21 protein-coding genes and 2 tRNA genes are annotated in these 23,822 nt (G+C 28.8%); all 23 read right to left on the minus strand.

Features of this window, described 5'->3' with window-relative positions:
- Window positions 1–22: 22 nt before the first annotated feature.
- Entirely contained in the window at window positions 23–868 is an 846-nt protein-coding gene (locus T352_RS0102120; RefSeq protein ID WP_026391564.1) for a MurR/RpiR family transcriptional regulator, read from the minus strand.
- An 83-nt stretch (window positions 869–951) separates the two neighbouring features.
- The gene (locus tag T352_RS0102125) at window positions 952–1,857 is read right to left on the minus strand and encodes a hypothetical protein (RefSeq protein ID WP_026391565.1); all 906 of its coding nucleotides are present in this window, start codon (window positions 1,855–1,857) and stop codon (window positions 952–954) included.
- Between the two features lie 175 nt (window positions 1,858–2,032).
- Window positions 2,033–2,248, minus strand: a complete 216-nt coding sequence (locus T352_RS0102130; RefSeq protein ID WP_026391566.1) for a hypothetical protein — start codon at window positions 2,246–2,248, stop codon at window positions 2,033–2,035.
- A gap of 65 nt (window positions 2,249–2,313) precedes the next feature.
- Window positions 2,314–3,171, minus strand: coding sequence for an agmatinase (gene speB / locus T352_RS0102135; protein WP_026391567.1), 858 nt, complete (start codon window positions 3,169–3,171; stop codon window positions 2,314–2,316).
- Window position 3,172: 1 nt separating this feature from the next.
- Entirely contained in the window at window positions 3,173–4,642 is a 1,470-nt protein-coding gene (locus T352_RS0102140; protein WP_035344784.1) for an aminotransferase class I/II-fold pyridoxal phosphate-dependent enzyme, read from the minus strand.
- A gap of 187 nt (window positions 4,643–4,829) precedes the next feature.
- Window positions 4,830–4,905, minus strand: a tRNA-Glu gene (locus T352_RS0102145).
- Window positions 4,906–4,907: 2 nt separating this feature from the next.
- Window positions 4,908–4,998 (minus strand) — tRNA-Ser (locus tag T352_RS0102150).
- Between the two features lie 63 nt (window positions 4,999–5,061).
- Window positions 5,062–7,224 carry a Tex family protein gene (locus T352_RS0102155; RefSeq protein ID WP_026391569.1) on the minus strand — a complete coding sequence of 721 codons (2,163 nt, stop codon included), beginning with the start codon at window positions 7,222–7,224 and terminating at the stop codon, window positions 5,062–5,064.
- A gap of 46 nt (window positions 7,225–7,270) precedes the next feature.
- Complete coding sequence (locus T352_RS0102160) at window positions 7,271–7,918, minus strand: hypothetical protein (RefSeq protein ID WP_026391570.1); 648 nt, start codon at window positions 7,916–7,918, stop codon at window positions 7,271–7,273.
- 73 nt (window positions 7,919–7,991) lie between these two features.
- Window positions 7,992–8,351, minus strand: coding sequence for a holo-ACP synthase (acpS, locus tag T352_RS0102165; RefSeq protein ID WP_026391571.1), 360 nt, complete (start codon window positions 8,349–8,351; stop codon window positions 7,992–7,994).
- Window positions 8,348–9,289 carry a DNA-binding protein WhiA gene (whiA, locus tag T352_RS0102170; RefSeq protein WP_162151107.1) on the minus strand — a complete coding sequence of 314 codons (942 nt, stop codon included), beginning with the start codon at window positions 9,287–9,289 and terminating at the stop codon, window positions 8,348–8,350. The genes acpS and whiA overlap by 4 nt, the downstream gene beginning before the upstream one ends.
- A 1-nt stretch (window position 9,290) precedes the next feature.
- Window positions 9,291–10,208, minus strand: a complete 918-nt coding sequence (locus T352_RS0102175) for an NAD(P)/FAD-dependent oxidoreductase (protein WP_035344788.1) — start codon at window positions 10,206–10,208, stop codon at window positions 9,291–9,293.
- Window positions 10,209–10,221: 13 nt separating this feature from the next.
- Window positions 10,222–10,857 carry an HAD family hydrolase gene (locus T352_RS07030; protein WP_162151108.1) on the minus strand — a complete coding sequence of 212 codons (636 nt, stop codon included), beginning with the start codon at window positions 10,855–10,857 and terminating at the stop codon, window positions 10,222–10,224.
- A complete protein-coding gene (lgt, locus tag T352_RS06200) occupies window positions 10,835–11,842 on the minus strand; it encodes a prolipoprotein diacylglyceryl transferase (RefSeq protein WP_162151109.1) in 1,008 nt (335 codons plus the stop codon). Before lgt ends, T352_RS07030 begins: the two co-directional genes overlap by 23 nt.
- Window position 11,843: 1 nt before the next feature.
- Window positions 11,844–12,296 carry a hypothetical protein gene (locus tag T352_RS0102190; protein WP_026391574.1) on the minus strand — a complete coding sequence of 151 codons (453 nt, stop codon included), beginning with the start codon at window positions 12,294–12,296 and terminating at the stop codon, window positions 11,844–11,846.
- Window positions 12,280–15,111, minus strand: a complete 2,832-nt coding sequence (gene uvrA / locus T352_RS0102195) for an excinuclease ABC subunit UvrA (RefSeq protein ID WP_026391575.1) — start codon at window positions 15,109–15,111, stop codon at window positions 12,280–12,282. The genes T352_RS0102190 and uvrA overlap by 17 nt, the downstream gene beginning before the upstream one ends.
- Window positions 15,111–17,084 (minus strand): NAD-dependent DNA ligase LigA, encoded by a 1,974-nt coding sequence (gene ligA / locus T352_RS0102200; protein WP_162151110.1) that lies wholly within the window; start codon window positions 17,082–17,084, stop codon window positions 15,111–15,113. Before ligA ends, uvrA begins: the two co-directional genes overlap by 1 nt.
- Window positions 17,085–17,195: 111 nt before the next feature.
- A complete protein-coding gene (locus T352_RS0102205) occupies window positions 17,196–18,233 on the minus strand; it encodes an SGNH/GDSL hydrolase family protein (protein WP_026391577.1) in 1,038 nt (345 codons plus the stop codon).
- Complete coding sequence (locus T352_RS0102210; protein WP_210994343.1) at window positions 18,230–18,910, minus strand: N-acetylmannosamine-6-phosphate 2-epimerase; 681 nt, start codon at window positions 18,908–18,910, stop codon at window positions 18,230–18,232. The genes T352_RS0102205 and T352_RS0102210 overlap by 4 nt, the downstream gene beginning before the upstream one ends.
- A gap of 13 nt (window positions 18,911–18,923) precedes the next feature.
- On the minus strand, window positions 18,924–19,889 hold the full coding sequence (locus tag T352_RS0102215) for a hypothetical protein (RefSeq protein ID WP_026391579.1): 966 nt from the start codon (window positions 19,887–19,889) through the stop codon (window positions 18,924–18,926).
- Window positions 19,889–21,457: an FAD-dependent oxidoreductase gene (locus T352_RS0102220; protein ID WP_084301358.1), complete on the minus strand. Its 1,569-nt coding sequence runs from the start codon at window positions 21,455–21,457 to the stop codon at window positions 19,889–19,891. Before T352_RS0102220 ends, T352_RS0102215 begins: the two co-directional genes overlap by 1 nt.
- Before the next feature lie 16 nt (window positions 21,458–21,473).
- Window positions 21,474–22,205: an alpha/beta hydrolase family protein gene (locus tag T352_RS0102225; protein ID WP_026391581.1), complete on the minus strand. Its 732-nt coding sequence runs from the start codon at window positions 22,203–22,205 to the stop codon at window positions 21,474–21,476.
- Complete coding sequence (locus T352_RS0102230; protein WP_026391582.1) at window positions 22,189–23,706, minus strand: DUF4127 family protein; 1,518 nt, start codon at window positions 23,704–23,706, stop codon at window positions 22,189–22,191. The genes T352_RS0102225 and T352_RS0102230 overlap by 17 nt, the downstream gene beginning before the upstream one ends.
- Window positions 23,707–23,822: the final 116 nt, after the last annotated feature.

The raw sequence follows: 23,822 nt of genomic DNA on the forward strand, positions 1-23,822 counted from the left end.
ATTTTCCAATGATAGTTTTCTTCTATTTAGTCTTGAATTTTTTAAATATTTTATAAGTTTTTTCTAATTTACTAATAGAACGTTCGATATTATAATACGCACAATGTGAGTATAGTGCATCTATAACTGCCATCTGAGATGTTCTTGAAGTCATCGCTGCACTTCTAAAATCTCCTTCTAAGGCTGATGTGTATAATACAACCGTTGATAAATCACCAAGTGTTGTCTTACCTGCACTAACAATACTGATTATTTTTACATTGTTTTCTCTAGCTTGTAGTGCAGCCTCTATTACTTCAGGGGTATCACCACTATTTGAAATCAAAATAACAATATCTCTTTCATCTAAAAATGCCGCATCAATTGAGTGTTCGTGTAAATCTTGCTGTGCAGTACACATTTTATCAATTCTTCTTAATTTCATCTCAAAATCTTTACACACCAAATATGATGATCCTTTTGCAAATAAAAAGATTTTACGTGAATTCATAATCATTTCAGCTGCTTTTTGGACTTTCTTTTCTGAGTAAAGTCTTAAAGTATCTTCTAGTGCTCTAATATCATTTTCAATTGCTGATCTACCGATATTCTCACTTTTATCTTTAACTAAAATAACATCCTTATATTCAGCATTAGACGGAATTACAATTTCCGTGTTTGCTAAAATAAAATCTATCTTAAATTCTTTAAAACCTTCATACCCTAATTTTTTACACATCCTAACAACTGTCGCTGGAGATGTAAAAGCATTTTTAGCAATACTTTCAACTGATAAATCTTTAAGTGCAGTTCGGTTTTTTACAAGGTAGTCTAAAACAGTTTTTTCTGATACACTTAAATTATCTCTTGCTTTAATCATGTTAATCATTATGCTCAACGAAAATCACCTCTTTCCGTGTTTTTTCATATACACTATATCATTTTTTCAGTTTTTTGTAAATATATGAACATTTAATTAGCTTTTTTCACTCTTCTTCTAATAAATTTTATAGTTGTAGGTAAAAAATAAAATATATATGTTACAAATAAAGCAATAAACGAGTAGATTATCATTGTTTTGTTAATATTTTTATGATAAGTCTTAAAAACACTTTTATCAATTATATGTATATTCTCGTTATTAGAATAATCTACTTTTGCATATAGATCTGAAAATTTACCACTGAAATTATATTCATTATCATTACTGTTTATTGTTAGAATATTTGTAAGTTTTGTTTTATCATCACTATCAGAATTTTTTGTATGGTCCTCAATTAATAATTCAACTTTTTCAATCTTATTTGATGTATCAATCTTTGGTTTCATATCATCTGCTGTTTTTTTCTTTAGATATTCAAAACTATTATTATCTTTACCAATTCTAATTAAACTTACTGGTCTTCTTTCCGTTCTGTCTAGATGGTAATAATTTGTTGTCGCAAATTCTCCACCCTCCATAAAAATATTAATTCTAATGATTACTTTCTTAATATTATTGTTAAATTCTTCTTTGTTTCTAACGATATTATCATAGTCAATTTTTTTTGTTAAATCACTTGGATTTCTATCATCAAAGTAAAAAATCAAAAGTTCTTGTTCATCTTTTTCGGCATGATATATTGAAAATTCAAAAGGATATGTGTTATCTTTTGAAACTAGATTATAAATTGGTTCAATTTGATACTTATCATATAATTCAGAGGTAAAATAAAGCTCCATATATTTTTCTTTAGTATAATTTGTTAAAATGTTATCTATATTTTCTTTATAGTATTTTGAATAATTTTTTATTAATGATACACGATAAACCATAAATCCAATCAATAGTACAAAGAATGAATAGATTGTTACATTTAGTATTTTTTTTATTTTCATATTGATATCTACTCAAAGTATTCCTTTCATATTTTTAACTACTATGAAAATGTTATCATACTTTTAGATTAAATTGACATATTAAATAAATTATTATTGTTTTTAGATTAATTATGTCAAATTAATAAATGATTTAATAAAAAAAGATAGGATAATTAACCCTATCTTAACATTATTAAACTCTGCTTTTTCTTCTATTTAAATAGATAAGCAATATAATTAAATCAAATACTAACAAGACTCCACCAAATATCAGTATTGATAATCCAATAATATATATCAAAACGAAGCCAACTACTTGATCAGTTTGAAAGGATTCATAGAACAAAAATCCACCATATGCGACTCCAATTAAACCTAAAATTAAAAGAATAACCATTAATACTTTCATTTTTATCTCCCCTTTTTTTCATTTTATCAAAAATGGTAAGTTAAAGATATTAAAATGCTTAAGGCCTATTTATGTAATAATAGTACTATTTCTCTAAGAGATTTAACTGCAACAGCAGTTGATGCACCTGATGGATCTAAATTAGGTGCTAGTTCAACAATATCCATTCCTACAATATTATTTAGTTTTTCAAATAAATCAAATGCGTTAAGTAAATCCTTATATTGCATTCCACCTGGTTCAGGAGTTCCTGTTCCTGGAAATACTCCTGGATCTAAGACATCTAAGTCAATTGTAATATAGACTGGCTTATCTTTTAGTTTTTCAACTACTGTATCTAGGCCATAAAAATCAAACTTTCTTTGGTGAATATGTTCTTTAGCCCAAATAAATTCTAATTTATCGCCACTTCTAATGCCAAACTGGAAAATCTTTCCATCGCCTAAAAATTTATGAGCATGATACATAAAAGTTGCATGGCTAAGTTCTCGTCCAAAAAACTCTTCTCTAAGATCAGTATGAGCATCAAGATGAATAACATGTAAATCCTCATATTTTTCACTAAAAGCTTTTAATACTGGATAAGTTACTAAATGTTCACCACCAATCATTACTGGCTTTTTATTATCTTCTAATATTTTTTTTGTTGTGTTATAAACGATATCTAGAGCATCTTCTACTGCACCAATTGGTAAGTCAAGATCGCCAATATCTGATGTTTTATAGTCTTTTAAATCCATATTTCGGTATGGTGAATACCATTCTAAACCTATTGAATCTATTCTTATGTGATTTCCTGCAAATCTAGTTCCTGGTCTAAATGATGTTGTTGCATCCATTGGTACAGAAAAGATTACTACATCACTTTCTTCATACTCAGAATTACATGATTGAAAAGATAAATCGACTTTCTTAAAACTCATTTTAATCCTCCTTATTGTATGTCTTATCTTGGTCTATTACTCTAATATAACCATTTTTTGTATCTGATAAAATTGTTGAACCTTGATCTAAGTAAAAATTTAAGTCATCTAAAATATCTTCATTAATTATTTCTCCGGGAATTAATAAAGGAATTCCTGGAGGATAAACCATTATACTTTCAGCTGATACTTCATTTAAGCTATCTTCAATTTTAACAAACTTTTTATAAGCATGATATGCTTCACGTGGACGGTCAAACACTTCAGGATAAGTAAATCTAATTTTTTGTCTAATTTCAGTTTTTTTCTTATGTTTTTTCAAATTTTTTAAACCTAAAATAAAGTTTTCTAAATCTTCTTTAGTAGTTGCAATTGATAAAACTGCAAGAACTAAATTAGTTTCTGCAAGTTCAACTTGAACATTTGATTCCTTCGATAAAATATTATAAGCATCAAATCCGGTAATTCCTAAGTCTGATACTTTAACCATTATTTTAGTTGGATCATAACCATAACCTTTATGATTGTAAATATAATCTTCAGTAATAGCTTTAAATCCTCTAATCTTATTAATCTCATCTCTTGCCCAACTTGTAAGTTTAATTAAATCATCTAGTTTTTCTCTCCCATTTAGGGCCATATAACTTCTTGCTGTATCGAGTGATGCCATAAAGATACTAGATGGTGAAGTTGTTTGTAAGATATTTAAGGTCGATCTTACACGATTATTGCTTACTAAATCACCTTTTGTTAATAAAATAGATGTTTGGGTTAAAGACCCTAATGTCTTATGTACACTAACAGCAGACATGTCTGCCCCTGCTTCCATTGCACTTAGCGGTAAATCCTCATGGAAACCAAAATGGGCTCCATGTGCCTCATCAACTAAAACCATCATATCGTATTCATGAGCAAGTTTAACAATTTCTTTCAAATTTGATACTACCCCAAAATAAGTTGGGTTAATCACAAAGACTGCTTTTGCATCTGGATTTTCCAAAATTGTTTCTCTTAACTCTGATAATATTATTCCATTAGCAATTCCTAATTCACTATCCATATGTGGCTTAATAAACACAGGCATAGCTCCTGATAAAATAAGTCCATTTATTGCTGATTTATGAACATTTCTTGGAATAATTATTTTTTCGTTGGCACGCACTGCGCTCATAATCATCGCTATAATCCCTTGTGAAGTTCCATTAACTAAGAAGTAAGCATTATCTGCATTAAAAGCATCTGCAGCTAATTCTAGCGCTTCTTTAATAACTCCATTAGGTTTTGCAAGATTATCTAATCCTCTTGGTGCATTAGCATCAATTAAAAAGACATTTTCGCCAACAAACTCTCTAAACTCATTATTGATATGACCTAGTTTATGTCCTGGTACATCAAGTTGAGTTTGATTTGATAAACCATATTCTTTAATTTTCTTGAAGTATGGTGTTTTAGATTGATCTAGTTTGTACATTATTCATCCCTTTTCTTTAGTACGCAAATATATTTATTTGTCTTATACTTCTTGTATTTTAACACTAATCAATTTATATTTACAATATAATAATTTATTATTGTAAAAGGAATAAAATAATTACTTTAATTCCTCATTTTAAGTAAAAAAAAGACTTATCATTTGATAAGTCTATTTACTCATAAATTGGTGACCCGTACGGGATTCGAACCCGTGAGTGCATGCGTGAAAGGCATGTGAGTTAACCGTTTCTCCAACGGGCCAATGGCGGAGCAGGAGGGATTTGAACCCTCGCGCCGATTTCTCGACCTATACCCTTAGCAGGGGCACCTCTTCAGCCTCTTGAGTACTGCTCCATTAATAAGCGTTTAACACGCTTATATATATTAACTTATTTTTTTATTAAAGTCAATCATTTTTTAAAATTTTACCATGGATAAACCAACTTTTCCACGTTCTTTATCAATATTTAAGACATATACTTTAACAATGTCGCCAACACTTACTATATCACTTGGATGTTTAACAAAACCTTTTTTAAGTTTACTAATATGAACTAGTCCATCTTCCTTTAAACCAACATCAACAAATGCTCCAAAATCAACTACGTTTCTAACTGTTCCTTCTAACTCCATACCCTCTTTTAAGTCTTCAATATTTAAAACATCTGATTTTAAGATTGGTTGATCAAATTTATCTCTTGGATCTCTTTGTGGAGCAACAAAAGCATCAAGAATATCTTCTAGTGTATAAATATCAATACCTAATTCTTTTCTAAGTGCTTCTTTATCAATGCTTGCTACAATTTCTTTTACTAATTCTTTGCCAAACATTGAACCGTCAATTTTATACTTCTTCATAATTTCTCTTGCTTTATCATAACTCTCAGGGTGAACAGCTGTATGGTCTAAGTATTCATTACTATCTGGAATTCTTAAAAAACCTGCTGCCTGTTCAAATGTTTTAGCACCAAATGATGGTACTTTTAAAATTTGATCACGATTTTTAAACGGACCATTTTTTTCACGGTATTTAACAATCTTTTCCGCATTAGCTTTTGTAAGTCCTGATACATACATTAGCAATGCTTTACTTGCTGTATTAACGTTAACCCCTACTTGGTTAACTGCTTGAGTTACTACAAAGTTTAAAGATTCATTAAGTCTTTTTGGTTGAACGTCATGTTGATATTGACCAACACCAATTGATTTAGGATCTATTTTAACTAATTCTGATAATGGGTCTTGTAATCTTCTTGCAATACTTGCTGCACTACGTTCTTCAACTGAAAGATCTGGGAATTCTTCTCTAGCTAGATCACTTGCTGAATAAACTGATGCTCCTGCTTCATTAACAATTACATATTTAACATCTAATTTTTCTTCTTTAATTAAGTCAGCAATAAACTTTTCAGTTTCTCTACTTGCAGTACCATTACCGATTGCAATAATATTTACTTTATATTTATTAATAAATCTTAAGATATCAGCTTTTGATTTATTTATTTGTTCCATGCTTACAGTCCCACCAAGATGTTTTTCATGAGGATAAATAACGCCTCTATCTAGTGGCATACCATTTGCATCGACAACAGTTAATTTACATCCAGTTCTAAATGCAGGGTCAACACCAAGTACTGTCAGTCCCTTCATTGGTGGTTGTAATAATAATTTTTGTAAGTTTAATGCAAAAATATTGATTGCTTGTTCTTCAGCCTTCTCACTTAACTCTGCTCTAACTTCTCTTTCAATACTTGGGAAAATTAAACGTTTATAGCCATCAGCAATTGCTTCTTTTACATAAACTGCTTCACTTGTATTTGCTTTAATTACTTTTCCTTCTAAATAATGAATTAATCTTTGATCATTAACTGTAATTTTTACGTTTAAGATTTTTTCTTTCTCACCACGATTAACAGCAAGTGTTCTATGGGGTACAATTTTATTAATTGGTTCGTTATAATCATAATAGATCCCATATGTTTTAAATTCATCTATAGCATTTTTCTTTAGACTTGTTACAATACTACCTTCAGATACTAATAAGAATCTTAAAACTTTACGGTACTCGGCATTATCACTTACTATTTCTGCAATAATATCTTTCGCACCACTAATTGCATCTTCAACGGTTAAAACCTCTTCATTAAGATATTTTATAGCTTCTTTTTCTACATCACCATTATTAAAGTTAAGTAACCACTTAGCAAAAGGTTCTAAGCCTTTTTTAATAGCTTCTGTTGCTCTTGTCTTTTTCTTTTCTTTATATGGACGATATAAATCTTCAACTTCAACTAATTTTGTAGATTTTAAGATTTCTTGTCTTAATTCTTCGGTTAACATACCACGTTCATCAATTAATCTAATAACATCTTCTTTTCTTTCAAGTAAGTTTTTAGCATAGCTCCATGATTGATATATTTCATTAATTTGTTCTTCATCTAGGCCACCGGTAACTTCTTTACGGTATCTAGCAATAAAGGGAATGGTGTTACCTTCATCAAGTAATCCAAGTGTTGCAATGATTTTTGAATCTGGAACATTAACTTTTGCTTTTATTTCTAATAAAATTTGATCATTCATCTATTTTTATCCTCCTTTTTAAACATAAAAGGGCAAAAGCCCTTTATTAATTTTCTAATTTTTTTAAATTTTCTAAGTCCGTAACCATTTTATCATTTGTCTGAATAACAAATGGATTTCTTGTAGCATCTAATTCTTCTTTATTAAACTTAATTAAAAATGATTGATATTTTTTTTCTTTGTTTTGAGTTAAGTCTAAAATATTTGCAATATCACGTTCTCTTAAATGCTTATTGTTTCTTAATGTGTTGTTAAAAGTAACTGCACCTTCTTCAGTACTATCGCTATCTAAATCAACAATAAATAATGGTTTATCAAGTTCTATTTCATTTATTAGTTTTATTAACTCTTTATCTAATTTCTTTTCTAAACTACTATAATAAAAATAGAAATATATTTCATCATTATCATTTAAATCCATTACAATACTTCTTATTTCTTCATCAGAAATATCAACATAGTCTGAATTTTCACTAACAATTGTTGAAAAATCACCTACAGTAATGTAATGTTTATCTTCAAAAATTTCTTTCACTTCTTTTTTTCTATTAATAACTTCAACAATAATAAAAGTTGTTAAAACTACTAACGCAGCAATTACTACCAATGCTGATATTTTGATTATGCTAGCTAAAACTGGGTTTATATCGTCACCACTTCTTTTTTTTGGTGCTTTAGCATTTATATCTGCCATTAAAATCACATCCTTACATTATTAGATTATACAAAATTATTACGAATATTTCAAGTTTAAATGGGATTTTAACTTATTTTACCTTTTCTATCACAACATAAGCCAAAGCATATTCATTAGTATGAGTCATTGATAAATGAATCTCACTTGAATCTTCAATTAAATTTGTTGTTGCATAAGTAAATCCGTCTTTTTCATTTAAGACAGATATGTCATAATAACTAATGTTTTTATTATATTTTCTAAGTGCTTTAAAAACAGCTTCTTTTGCTGCAAATCTTCCTGCAACAAACATTGCTTGACCTTCAACACTTGGAATATTGTCATACAATTTTAATTCTTGCTCATTTAAAATTAGTTCCTTATAGTGGTCTAACCCACCTGAAAAAATATCTTTTAATTGAACTAAGTCAATACCTATACCTATAATCATTTTTGTTCTCCTTTTGCTGAAATACTCTCTGCTAAAGCCTTTATTTTATTAAATCTATGATTTAATCCTGAACGGCTTATTTCTTCATTGTATTCTTCCTTATACAATTTTACCAAATCTGTTAAGGAAATATCAACATATTTTTCTCTTAAATCCATTACTTTTAGTAATTTACTATCAATTTCTAAATAAAATTCATGTTTTCTTAAAATATTAATATATTTCATTTGTTTATCAGAAGCTTCAACAGATTTTCTCTCGTTCGCAATCTCACAATTAATTAATCTATTAATTGAATTATTAAAATCACGCTTTATTCTTACATCTTCAAATTTGAAAACCGAGTTATATGCTCCAACAAGTTGAATGAAATCACTAATTGTCTCAGCATCTTTTAAATAACATATAAATCCATTTCTCCTCTTAGTTACTCTTGCATTAAAGTTAAAATAATTCATTATACTTTGAATTAAAACTACTTCTTCTTTTTTATTAACAAAAATCTCCAAGTGATATTCAGCAGTTTTCGGATCATTTACAGATCCACTTGTTAAAAATGCAGCTCTTAAAAATGCAACCTTGTTAGCATGATCTATAGTTAGTTCTTCAATTTTCTTAATTGGATCTATTAAGTAATCATGTTCTTTAATAATTGCTTCAACATTTTTAATAACTCTCAATATAATTAATGGCTTTTTCGTAAACTTTTGTTGGTCTTTAGTTAAAAGTATTGTATCTGCTTGATAAAGACTTTTTGTAAGAAGTAAAAATCTTTTAGTTATTGCTGGATTTTTTGTCATAAAATCAAGCATTTTAACTCCTTCTTCGATATGAAAATCACAACTAAAGTTTAAAAATGCAGAAAACTCTGCAAGCATTTCATTATGGTTAACTGGTATAGTTATAAGTTCATTTTTAACAGTCCTTGCAAAGCTCATATTATTTCCAAGTTTCTAAGTATTTTAAAACATTTTGAACAGCAATTGCTCCATCAGCTGTTGCAGTAACAACTTGTCTAATTTGTTTGACATTGACATCACCAGCACTATAGATACCTAAAACTTTAGTTTCCATAAATTCATTTGCCATAACATAACCATAATTATTTGTAATACCTAAATCTTTAACCATATTAGTTACAGGTATTAAGCCAATATATTCAAAAACACCATCTGCAGTAATTGTTTCCTCATTACCTTTATTATCTTTGATTAAAACTCCAGCCATCATATGATTATCATTTATTAAAAATTCTAATACACTTGCACCAAATCTAAATTCAACATTTGGTTTTGCCATTAAAATATCTTGAGCTTTTTTATCTGCTGTTAATTTGTCTAAATTTTGAATAACAATAACTTTTGTTGCAAGTGTTGATAAGTAACTTGCTTCTTCAACAGCACTATTTCCACCACCAATAACAGCAACAACTTTATCCTTGTACATTGGACCATCACAAATTGCACAAAAACTAATCCCTTTACTTAAAAGTGTTTCCTCATTAGGTACTCCAAGTTTTCTAGGTACTGTTCCGGTTGCAATAATTACAGTTTTTGTTTCATAAGTGTTTGTTGGTGTGATTAATTTCTTTGTTCTTCCTAAATCTTCAATTTTTAAAATCTCATCATATATTAAATCCACACCTAAACTTTCAGTATGTTTTAACATATGTGTTGCAAGTTCATATCCGCTCATTTTTGGATGTCCTGTATAATTTTCAATCTCAGCAGTATTAACAATTTGACCTCCTGGAATATATTTTTCAAACATAGCAACTTTCAAGTTTGCTCTTTTTGCATAAATTGCAGCTGTCATCCCTGCAGGACCAGCTCCAATAATTAATGTATCATATAACATTTCTATTTCTCCTTCATACTATTTTCTTTATCTCCAATAAATTATCAAAGATATAATTTGGGTTATATTTAGTTGCCTCATTTAAACGATAACTATAACCCATTAGTCCCGTTTTTACATTTGCATTTTTACCTGCAATAATATCATTTTCATGATCACCTATATAAATTGCATTTTCTGCCTCTATTTTCAATCTATCTAAAGCAATTAAAATAGGTTCAGGATTTGGTTTATGAATACTACTATCATCATGAGTAATTACGCAATCAAAATACTCGATTAATCCAAGTTCCCTTAAATTATTATAGGCAACTTCTTTATTTTTGCTAGTTACAATTCCTATAAGTAAACCTTTACTTTTAATTTCGTCTAATAATTCAATTAAGCCTTCATATGTTTCAAGTTTAAAACTTTTGTGATTTAGTGAAAATTCTCTAAATGTTTTAATCATTTGATTTAAATGATCATCACTTTCTGAAAATCTCGCAAATGCTTTAGTTAAAGTTTGACCTAAAACATTAGTTATTTCATACTCTGTTAAAGTATAACCTTCTGTATTTTTGTTAACCGCTTCTTTAAAACTTTCAATAATAAGTTCTGGTGTATTAATTAATGTCCCATCTAAATCAAATAATATCGCTTTTATCATAGTCTTTCTCCCACGGTAGTCTAATATCATTTAATAAATATTCTGTGTAATATTTAGTATCTTTTATGAAAACTCTCTTTAAAATTAAAAAGACAATTCCCCCACCAACAAATAATACAAGTGATAATAAGATATTAACTGGAACCCCAAATATTTCTTTTAATTGATCTGTTCTAAATGGTTCAATTAAGATACCACGACCAAGTCCATACCAAATTAAATAAATACCAATCATATCTCCAGCTTTTAAGAGTTTAATTCTTCTAACAACTAATAAAATTGTTAGTCCTAAGAAATTCCATAAACTTTCATATAAAAAGGTAGGTTGGTAAATTTGACCAACATCAAGTGTTGGACCATAACTACTAAATCTCATTTGAAACTTAATAAAGTTTGGTAGTATACTATTTAATCCCCCAATATCAACTGCAGCACCATGTGCTTCGGCATTCATAAAGTTACCCCATCTACCGCTTATTTGACCAATTAAAAGACCAATAGCTAAGAGATCTGCGACAAGTAAAACATTAATATTTTTAATTCTTGAATAAATAACAATTCCTATGGTTGCAACAATAATCGCACCATGTATTGCAAGACCGCCTTCCCAAATAGCAATTACATCCATAAATGAATCAGGACTTCCGGCTGGGTCAAATAACACATAGTATAGTCTTGCACCAATAATTGCAAGTGGAGCAATAATTAAAACACCATCTAACAAATCATCGCTTTTCCAACCAAATCTTTTAACTTCTACACTTGCAACAAATGTTGCAGCAATCAGACCAAACATAATGAATAATGCATACCACTGAACCTCGGCACCAAAAATTTTAAGGGCTGTATTTTCATAAGGAATTACATTTAACTTTGCATTCCCATACTGGAAAGCAACTGCTAATGTAATTAATAAAACTAGAAAAGCAATAAAACCTATATATAAAATCAAATCAATTTTATATTTTTTTATTTTGTCTAACATCTTAATTCTCCTTATCTTTTACGAACTGAATTTTTTGATAAACTACCACAAATAATAATTTAACAAATGTAAAAACTATAACAAATAATAATAAACTTAGTAAATATGGTTTTTTAAATGTCACTCCCACTTTAAAAAGAGTTGAAAGATAAATACATACCCCATTAATTAAAATAAATATTAGTCCTTTAGTTTTAGATAATATTTCAAAGAAATACCTAACAATAAATAATTTTATAGCTTCAATAAAAATTGTAACTATAATACTATATATAATTAATCCTGAGACTTTATTATAAATAATTAGTGGCGTTTTGAATAAACTAAATAATCCACTTAAAGTAACAACTACTAAGATATTTAATATAATTGCAATTAAAATATGGATTTCTATTCTCTTGTTTAAAAATAAACCCATTTTTTCCACATATAAATCATTATTTCTCTTTCTCATTTGATAATACCTTTCTTAAATATTTACCAGTATAACTAAGTGGCTCTTTTGCAATATCTTCAGGAGTTCCGGTTGCTATAATATACCCACCTTCTTCACCACCTTCAGGTCCTAAGTCTATTACATAATCCGCTTGTTTTATCACATCTAAATTATGCTCAATAATAACCATGGTTGCTCCACTATCTACAATGTGGTTAAAGACTTTTAGTAGTCTTTTCACATCATCTGTATGTAATCCCGTTGTTGGTTCATCTAAGATGAAGATTGTTTTGTCAGTTATTTTTTTATATAACTCACTAGCAAGCTTAACTCTCTGAGCCTCGCCACCCGATAAACTTGGTGCACTTTGGCCTAGTTTAATATAATCTAGCCCAACATCAACCATTACCTTTAGTTTATCATAAATCTTTGGATGGTTCTCAAAGAAATGCATTGCTTCTAAAACCGTCATATCTAACACATCAGCAATACTTTTATTTCGGTATTTAATTTGTAATGTTTCAAAATTATATCTTGAGCCATGACAAACTTCACAAGGAACATAAACGTCTGGTAAGAAATGCATTGATATTTTCTTTACGCCATCACCATTACATGCCTCACATCTACCGCCCCTTAAATTAAAGGAAAATCTTCCCTTTAAATAGCCTCTTGCCATCGCCTCATTAGTTAGGGCATAGAGATCTCTAATATCATCAAATACACCTGTGTAGGTTGCTGGATTACTTCTTGGAGTTCTACCAATTGGTGATTGGGATATTTCAATAACACGGTCAATCATATCATTATCATTTAGTAAATCATGTTCTCCTGGTATTTCTTTAGTTTTATAGTACTTTGCTTTTAATCCTTTTAATAAGATCTCATTAACTAAACTAGATTTACCAGATCCACTTACACCACTTACAACAATTAATTTTCCAAGTGGGAAGTTTGCATTAATATTTTTAAGATTATTTTCTCTTGCACCTAAAATAGTAATATCAAACCCAGTACCTTTTCTTCTATTTTCTGGTACTTCAATTTTTAATTCTCCCGTTAAATATTTACCTGTAATACTATTTTTATTTTTCATTACTTCTTCAGGCGTACCATAAGCAACTACATAACCACCTTCAACACCAGCCTTAGGTCCGATATCAATTAAATAGTCACTAGCAAGCATTGTATCATGGTCATGTTCTACAACAATTAACGTATTACCTATGTCTCTCATCTTTTTTAATGTCTCGATTAACTGATCATTGTCTTTTTGATGAAGCCCAATTGATGGCTCATCTAAGACATATGTAACACCTGTTAACTTAGAACCTATTTGCGTTGCAAGTCTGATTCTTTGAGCTTCACCCCCAGAAAGAGTTGCTGCACTCCTAGATAAATTTAAATAGTTAAGTCCTACATCATTTAAAAACTCTAATCTATTTTTAATTTCTTCGATTGCTAATTTTCCAATTTGCATTTCTTCATTGTTTAAGTTTAAGTTATTAACAAAATCAATTAATTTAACAACTGGCATATCTGTAAATTCATGAATGTTTTTACCACTTATTTTAACTGATAGTGCCTGATCATTTAATCTAGCACCCTTACATTTATAACAAACACTCTCATTCATAAACCCTTCAATCCAAGTTCTAATCCATTCACTAGTAGTTTCTAAATATCTACGTTCTAAAGTGTTTATCACACCTTCATATCGATCTTTTTTACCAACTAGTCTACCACTTGAAGTGTAGTATTCAAAATCAATTAAATCATTTGAACCATAAAGAATAATATCTAATTTTTCCTCATCTAAATTACTAATTACTTCATCCATATCAATATTATAAGTTGCACATAGTATTTCTAATTCTCTCACATTAATTGAATCTTCATCATTATTCTTATAAGGAATAATCGCCCCATCTCTTAAAGTTTTACTATAATCTAAGATTAGTTGTTTACTAATCTTCATATTACTTCCGAGTCCACGACAAACAGGACATGCTCCAAGTGGTGTGTTAAATGAAAATAGTGAAGGTTCTAAATTAGGTATTTTAAAGTTTGTGCCTTCACAAACATAATTTTGATTAAAAGTTAAAAATGAAGTTTCATTTACCCAAACCTTAACCTTACCTTCAGCCATATTAACTGCAAGTTCAATTGCATCGTAAGTTCTACTTCTAATGCCTTCTTTATTAATTAAGCGGTCAACTACTAAATAAATTGTATTTTTAATTTTTGAATTAACATTTATTTCATCTTCTAATAAATATATTTCACCATTAATATAAACTCTCGCAAAACCTTGTTTCATCCACTCTTTTTTTAAAGTTGGAAAATCTGAAACCTCATTTTCAATAATCGGTGACATAATATAGACTCTACTATTTTCAGGTAAGTTTAAAACCTCCATAGTCATTTGTTCAATTGAATGTTTAATAATTGGAACATCACTACCCGGGCAATATGGTTTACCTATTCTTGAATAAATAAGTCTAATATAATCATAAATTTCAGTTACTGTTCCAACAGTACTTCTTGGATTATTGGATGTTGTTTTTTGATCAATACTAATTGATGGACTAAGTCCTTCAATTGAATCAACATTAGGTTTTTCAAAATTACCTAAAAACTGTCTTGCATATGCATTTAAACTTTCCATATATCTTCTTTGACCCTCTTGATAAATCGTATCAAAAGCAAGTGATGTTTTACCACTTCCTGAGAGTCCGGTCATTACAACTAATTTATTTTTAGGAATATTGATACTAATATTTTTTAAATTGTTTTCTCTAGCACCAATAATTTTTATAAAGTCATCTTTCATCATTTAATCCTTTCTAGTAATTCAGTCTCATTTAAAACCTTAACACCAAGTTCAATTGCTTTATCAAGTTTAGAGCCGGCCTCACTCCCAGCAATTACATAATCAGTTGATTTTGAAACACTTGATGTAATTTTAGCCCCAAATGATTCAAGAATGCTTGCTATTTCTTTTCTCCCATAATTTTCTAAGGTTCCAGTAATTACTATTTTCTTATCATTAAACTCATGTTTAGTTATTTCTTTTGTATTAAAATTAAAGTTAAGACCTAAATTTTCTAAGTCCAAAATTAATTCTCGGTTAATTTCATTTGAAAAATAGTTAATAACACTATTTGCAATTACTTCACCAATCTCATCGATTAAAATCAAATCATCAAAAGATGCATTTGCTAAATTATTGATATTTTTATATTTCTTCAATAATTCTTTAGCAACTTTAGCCCCAACATTTTTAATTCCTAGTCCAAAAAGCAGCTTGTCTGCTTCCATATTTTTACTATCTTCAATTGATTTTAGCAATTTATCAATCGATTTTTTACCAAATCCTTCTATTACTGTTAATTCATCATAATAATTTTTTAGGCGGTAAATATCACTAATTTTGTTTAAATAATCAAACTCATTAAATTTATGAATTACTTTTTCGCCTAAACCATCAATATTCATTGCTTCCCTACTTGCAAAATGAATTAAGCCATTTAAGTTTCTACTTGGGCAATCTAGGTTATTACAGTAATAAAAAGCTTCATTTTCTTTTCTTTCAAGTCTAGTTTTGCAAACTGGACAATTTTCAATCATCTTAAATGGAACTTGATTTGTTCTTTTTGTAAGATCAACACTTACAACTTCTGGAATTATTTCTCCTGCTTTTCTAACATATACTATATCGTTTATTCTAATATCTTTATTTACGATATAATCTTCATTATGAAGGGTTGCTCTTGCAACAGTGCTACCTGAAACAAAAACAGGTTTTAAGACAGCAACCGGTGTAATAACTCCAGTTCTTCCTACTTGATAGACAATATCTAATACTTCAGTTATACTTTCTTCTGGCTTAAATTTATAAGCAATTGCCCATTTAGGACTCTTTGCTGTATAACCTATTTCCTCATGAATTAATAAATTATCTACCTTAATAACAACACCATCTGTATCATATGGTAAGTTTTTTCTAAGTAGGTCATACTCATCAATAATTTTACTTAATTCATTATTTTTACTTACTTTATAATTAGGATTTACTTTAAAGCCTAACTCTTTTAAATACTTAAGTACTCCACTTTGACTATCTACATATTTATAATCATCAACGATTGTATAAACAAATAAGTCTAATTTTCTCTTAGCTACAATACTACTATCTAATTGTCTAATTGTACCAGCAGCTGCATTTCTTGGATTAGCAAATACTTCTTCATTATTTGCTAAACGTTCTTCATTTACTAAATGAAAACTATCATGAGGCATAAAGATTTCACCTCTAACTGTAATATCAATTTTTTCATTTAATTCAAGAGGTAAGCTCTTAATAGTTTTAACATTTAGTGTAATATCTTCGCCAACTAGACCGTTACCTCTAGTTGCCGCACTAACATATTTACCATTTTCATAGTTAATGCTAACTGCAAGACCATCTATTTTAAGTTCAGAAGTATATAATAAATCACCAAATTCTAAATTTATTTTATCAGCAAATTTCTCTAACTCTTCCTTACTAAAACAGTTACTTAAACTCATCATTGGTGATTTATGAGTAACTTTATTAAAGCTAGCTAAAATAGGTCCACCTATTTTTGAAGTTGGACTAAACTCACTTTTATATTCAGGATGTTTTTCTTCTAAGTTAATTAATTCATTTAATAATTTATCATATTCAAAGTCTGTTATTGTTGGTTTATCTAGACTATGATAATTATAATTTGCTTCATTAATTAAACTAGTTAGTTCTTTGATTCTTGCTTTTATATCCATATTATCACCTTATTTTATTATATCATATATAATATCTTATTATTTATGATTGACTTGAAAAAGCATAAAAAAAAGATGAATATACAGAAAGTATAATCATCTGGTTTAAGACTATTTATTGTTTAAAACTTTATTTATTTCATCAAAATAACTTATTGCCATTTGCATTGATCCAGCATCATTTGGATGGATTCCATCAACTGTCATTTCAGTAAAGTATTTCTTAAACACAGTTCCACCATCAAAGTAGAAAATATTTTTATCAGTTATACTTTTTTCATTTACATAATTTTTAATAAAATCAATATAGTAATTTCTTCTATTTAATTTATCAGTATTATATAAATCTAGAGCAAAATGAATTCTTGAAACTATTATAATTGGGACAAGTGGATGATTTAATCTATATTCATCAATAAAATTTGCAAGATTTTTTTCAAGTCTATCATCAATCCCAGCATTTGCTTGTGCATCTACAACAAGTAGTGATGGGTTTGATACTTTAGCAATAATGGTTGCTAGTTCTTTTTCTAAAAAAGCTGAACCTGATAAACCATAATTATATATCTCTTTATTCATCCATCTTGAAATTAAATTTGTATGTAACATTCCAGGTCTTGAAACACAACCACCTTGAGTAATACTTGTTCCATAAAATACAATTGGATTTTTGTCTTCAAAATGAATAGGTTCTAAAATAGCATCATCTTCAACACCAATTTCTAAATTGCTAGTTCCTTGATATAAGGATAGATTAATCCAAAAATCTCTTATTTCATTAGTTTCAAAGTTTCCTAAATCATATTCAAATTCAGTTAACTTTTGATCATAGATAGTTGCATTATGGAAGACATATTCATTATATCTTTCATCAAACACATATAAATCAAGTCCACACTGTCCTAGTGCTGACATATGATTCATATTTGCAAGGCCATCTAATTTTACTTTAACTTTTATTTGTTTTGAATCAGTTTTAAATCTAATATTAATACCACTACTATTTGTCGCCAAATAACTCGCACTTGGGTTATATGACTTCATATGTTCTCTATCTTCTTGGCTAATTCTTCTATAACCCGGTTCATCTTTAACAAGTGTTCCGCTTAAAGCAAAATATTTTTCTAATTTAGCATCGTAAAATTTCATTTTATTATCTCCGCATAGTATTTTGTAATTTCTTGTGGCCTTGTAATCGCACTACCAATTACAATAGCAAATGGTTTTTGTCTTAATACTTTTTTAAGTTCTTTTTCATTTCTAATTCTTCCTTCACCAACAACTGGAGTTTTCACTGTTTTAACTAATCTTTTTATTAATTTATAATCAGGACCAGCAAGTTTTTCAGTATAAGTTGTATATCCGGATAAAGTTGTAGAAATTAAATCAAAACCCACTTTATCAGCAATAACACCTTCTTCAAAATTTGAAACATCTGCCATTACTAAAATATTATGATCGTGTAGGTGTTTAACTTTTTCAGCAAGCGTTACATTATCTGTTTGAGCTCTTAATGTTGCATCCATTGCTACAATATCTACACCTACTTCAATTAACTCTTTAATTTCTTTCATAGTTGGTGTAATATATCTTTCACTATTTGGATAATTTCTTTTTATTAGGCCAATAACTGGTAAATCTACGAGTTTTTTTATCTCAACTATATCTTTAACACTATTTGCTCTAATAGCAACAGCACCGCCCATTTTAGCAGCTAGAGCCATTCTTCCCATAATGAAGTCGCTATGTAGTGGCTCATTTTCTAAAGCTTGGCAAGAAACAATCAAGCCACCTTTTAGTTTTTCCATTATACTTTCTTTACTCATAAAAACAACTCCCTTATTTTTTCCAATTAGGTTTAATTGTTATCTTTTCACCAGTATCACCAATATACTCGATATCAAATGATTCTTGATTTGGACAAGCCATTTCTATTTTTCTAGTTTTATCATATAAAACACGGTAAACTACACCATCAATTTCCTTAAATAAGTATGTGTTCTCCCATACTGAGTCTACTACTTTTGCGTTAGTTTCCTTAACAACAAAACCTTCATTACCATATTGATCAATTGAGTTAACACGTTTATATTCGGCTTCAACTACACCATGACCTTCTGAGAAAAATAATGGGCTATAAAATGTTCTTGGTTTATCTTTTAAACCAAATCCTTCTCTTATTTTTGCATATTTTTCTATCTTTGTTGGTTCTAACAATTCAATTCTAAGTTGTAAGTAATTTGGGATTGGTGCATAAACACTCATTTTTATTTTATCACCAGGAAAATAATAAAAATCAAAGTCTTCAACATTTGAAACATTCCAGGAATTAACATTATTTCTTTTAACATTTGTATCAATGTCAATTACTTCACTGTAAATATAACGCCAAAATGGACGATATGCTACTTTAGGTGTTCCATAATTAAGTTCTAATTCTTGACCTTTGTATTGATAACCAATATTCCAACCAAGACCTGCATCACTTTCACTTAAAGCAAATCCTCCCATATAAATTGAAGGACTATCTAAGTTTCTATCATAAATTACACGGTTATCAGTCCCAAAGCGTTTTTCATCAGGAATATAATCACCAAGAGTGATTGTTCCTTCAATTCCTAACCATTTATCTTTTGTTGAGTATACTTTTCTGTACCATGCTCCTAAAAAACATTTTGGTGCTTGTTCTAATTTTCCATCTGATTCCAATGTCCCATTATAAATTGGAGCATTAATAAATCTTCTGTTATCAGCAAAATTTGAATCTCTTGTTGGAATTACTATTTTTGATAAATCTTTTTTCATTATTTTGCCTCCTCAAATACATATTCTGGCCATTCTAATTGAATACCATTATTTACTAATTCATCTTGGAATTTTTTAACCTCTTCTTTATTATTATAAAGTTCGTGTGGTGTTATATCATTTTTTAGACAATATGAAATTAAAAGTCCTGAAACTTCACCAATATTCCATTCAATTGGGTGTAATCTATAACAACCATTTGTAATATGAGTTGTCCCGATATTTTTACATCCAGCTACTAAATTCTTTTTATTAACTGGAATTAATGAGCCAAGAGGAATTTCAAATGGCCATGTTTCATCAAAGAAATATGTCTTTGTTTCGGTTGTCATGTGTAAGTCAATATGATATAAGCCAACACCGATGCTATCCCAGTATTTTGGTTTTTGTTTTGCATATCGTTTATTGATATCTTGTTCTACAATTGTATAAAGTGCTTTGATACGACGTGATTCTCTAATGTATGGTGCCTTAGCTAAGCCGCTATCTGTACCCAGTGCACCAGGAACCATCATAATTTCAGGATAGCCATATCCCTTATTATCATCTCTCTTAGCTTCAGTTTGTAGCCAGTAAATAAGTGATAACGTTAGTTGTTTAGCTGCATATTTATGATATTCAGTGTCCTTATTTTCTATGATATTTCCTAAGAAATAATCATTTTGTGGCCAGTTAATTAATGTGATTGGTTTAAGTCCAGTCTTATCTTTAAATATTTCTGGTTCAAAAACTTGACGGTACGTAAACATTGCTGGTGTATCTTCAACTTCTGTATTAGGTAGTGCATACATACTAAAGTGACGTTTAGTGTTTAAATCTAGTCCTGCTGCATACCAACTTAAGACTGATTCACCAAATGGCATTTGATAACTCTTAAATAAATCATACATTGCTGGTTTTTCAATACGGTGATTACCACCCTCATCATATGCAATTGCTGCTACCCATGTGATTGGTTGCATATCATTTGGATGAGCAACTTTAGGTGCATGAGGTTCATTATATTCATCAAAACCTTCTGCTCCAGTTACATACTCAGTATTTGTAACTGGTAATAAATCACCATTATCTGTTGCATCAACAAAATATTTAGCACTAAAATCTAATACTTCATTACCTACTTTAACTGTAACATTATTTACTAATTCATTAGTTGAATCAGATTTAATAACTTTCGCATTTAATAAAATATTTAAATTTTTATTTTTAAATGGTTCTAACATTTCATTTAATAGTTTGTGTGCTAAGACAGGTTCATGAGAATTTTTACTTACCCATCCGTTACCCGGGTTAAATACTTCTTTTGTTTTATATTCATCTTTTATATTTGGATGATTTCTATAGTAATCTCTAACCTTATTACGGTAGATCTCATATGTTTTTGTTCTACCTGTTTCTTCAATAAAATCATGCTCGTCACTTGGTACACCTTGTGAGGTTAACTGTCCACCAATCCAGTCTGTTTCTTCAATTAGTAAAACATTATGGTTGTTTTTAGCAAGGCTATATGCACTCATAACACCGCCTAAACTACCACCAACAACGATTGCATCATATATTTTTTTCATTTTTATCATTACCCTTTTATTTATCTTTTATAGTTAAAAAATCATATGCATCATTTAGCATCTCCGGTGTAGATTCATGACCAGTATCATACATTTTAAGGATTGTTGAATCTGGTCTTTGTTTATGAAGTTCAATTGAAAACTTTGGATAAACAATTTCATCTTTACTACCAAGTGCTAAAAATATTTTAGTATTTTTTAATCTTTCATTATTAATTAATGGATCTAAATTTTGATATTTAATTAGTCTATCATTATATATTTCACTATCCCAGTTATATTTACTTGATCTTTCTTTGTAGTAATCTACAAAAGATGGTGAACCTACTAATGTAACTGCTTTTTCTAACTTATCTGTAATTGTTGCTAGATAAAATGTTATTGCTGCTCCCATTGAAACACCATAGGCATAAAAATTGTCACTTATTATATTTTCATTTTTACTAAATACATCCTCAAATAACATTTTAGCATCTTTTGCAGTTTGAATTGCAATATCAATAATATATTGATACTTTATTTCATTTGGTAATTCTCTAAACCATGGAGTCATACGTTCTCCGTGTAAGTGAGCATCGATTGCTACAACATAGTAACCAAGTTCTGCTAGTTTTTCACCACGACCCATTAATGTATCTTTATTTCCTGTAAAACCATGAAAGAAAAATATTAATGGTTTTTTTGTATTATTATCAAGTTCATAAGTAATAACTGGAACTTCATTTATAATTTTATTTTTTATTATCATTTCTTACCTCTAAACCAATTTCAAACATACGGTTCCATGGTGAGTAGATATTTTTAATATATGGTTTAACTTGAGCTGTTACTAGATTTTCATTAATGAATTTAGTTAGTAAGTTACCAATTTCACCAACCACACTACCTTTTTTACCATCTAATAAGTAATAATGGTTTGGTTCTTTTAAGTTTGCAGCAATTTGTTTTCTAACTATTGAACAATATCCTAAGTCTTCAGTATATCTTAGTGCTAGAAAATCAATATTTTCTTTTCTATTTGGATATAACCATGCAAATATTCCTTGTGGAATTGCAGTTCCAAGTGTATTTGATGATGTATTCCAACCTGCATATGCTGCAACTTTATATAGTAAATCTTTTTGTTTCATTAGTTTGAATAAGTGGAGGTCCCCACCATTTGCGTAAGCAACATCACCAATGATAACTGGTTTCTTTAAAACATTAATTGCATATTCAGCAAATAATACAAATTCGATTAAAGTTCTTTGAGCATCATACTCAATTGTACGTTTATCAATATTTGAAGCTTCTCTCATTCCACTTGGTGGAGTGTTAACCAACAATACTAAATCTGCATCTTTTAAATCACTTACAATTAAACCACCAGCTGCAAGGACTTGATATTTTATTGTCTCACCTAAATATCTATCTTCATATAACGGAATTATTTTCCCGTTACCAACTGTTGAATATTTTAAATAAACTAATGGTTTTTTGTCTTCAAAATTTAAAACTAATCTTGATAATAAAACGTTTGTTACTTCATCTGCACCTGGGTACATATAGACTTTGAATTCTAAGTTTTTATCTTCAATTAATTTTCTAGTTTTAATTTGATCTAGTGCTGTAAAACCATAAGGTGATGAATCATCTTGTGGAATTATCGCAAAATCAATTACTTCATCAATTACTAATTGTAAGAAGTCATCATTAATTTCACTATTAATATTTCTACGTCCAACATAATCATCTAAATATTCTTTTGGTAGAATTTTTTTAATTTCTTCAAAATGTTTTTTCTCTAATTCTGTAATAATACCTAATTGTTCTTTATGCTCATATATACCGTATAAATGAATTTCTCTACCAACTAATCCATAATAATCTGGCTCTTCTTCAGCATTTGAGTATGAAGGATTTCTCATTAATAATTGATAACCATATATAACAATATTTTGATTATTTTTTTTAATATCTCTTAAAACATTTAATCTTTCTAATAATGTTTCCTTTGTATCATGATGTAATCTTGAGGGTACTATTCCACCATATAAAATAGTATCTAGTGCAACTACAATACCATCGGCATCTACCGATTCTTTAACTAGCCAATCAATAATTTTTGCTGTATCTCCTGGTATTTTTTTATTTCCCATGTATTCCATTGGTGGAGCTACTAATTCATATGGCATTCCTTCAGTCATATACTGATTAAAATGATAGTTACATGGTCTTTCGTCTAATGGAATTATAACAATTTTTTTCATTTAATAATCACCTTTATTCTTTTATATTTATTTCTATTTTTAACTTGAGTCATTTAAATAACACAAATTTGCTATTATTCTTTTTATCTCTTGTATAGTCAAGTTATTATAAATTA

It is taken from the genome of Haploplasma modicum ATCC 29102, from assembly GCF_000687835.1.
GTDB classification, from domain to species: Bacteria; Bacillota_I; Bacilli_A; order Acholeplasmatales; family Acholeplasmataceae; genus Haploplasma; species Haploplasma modicum.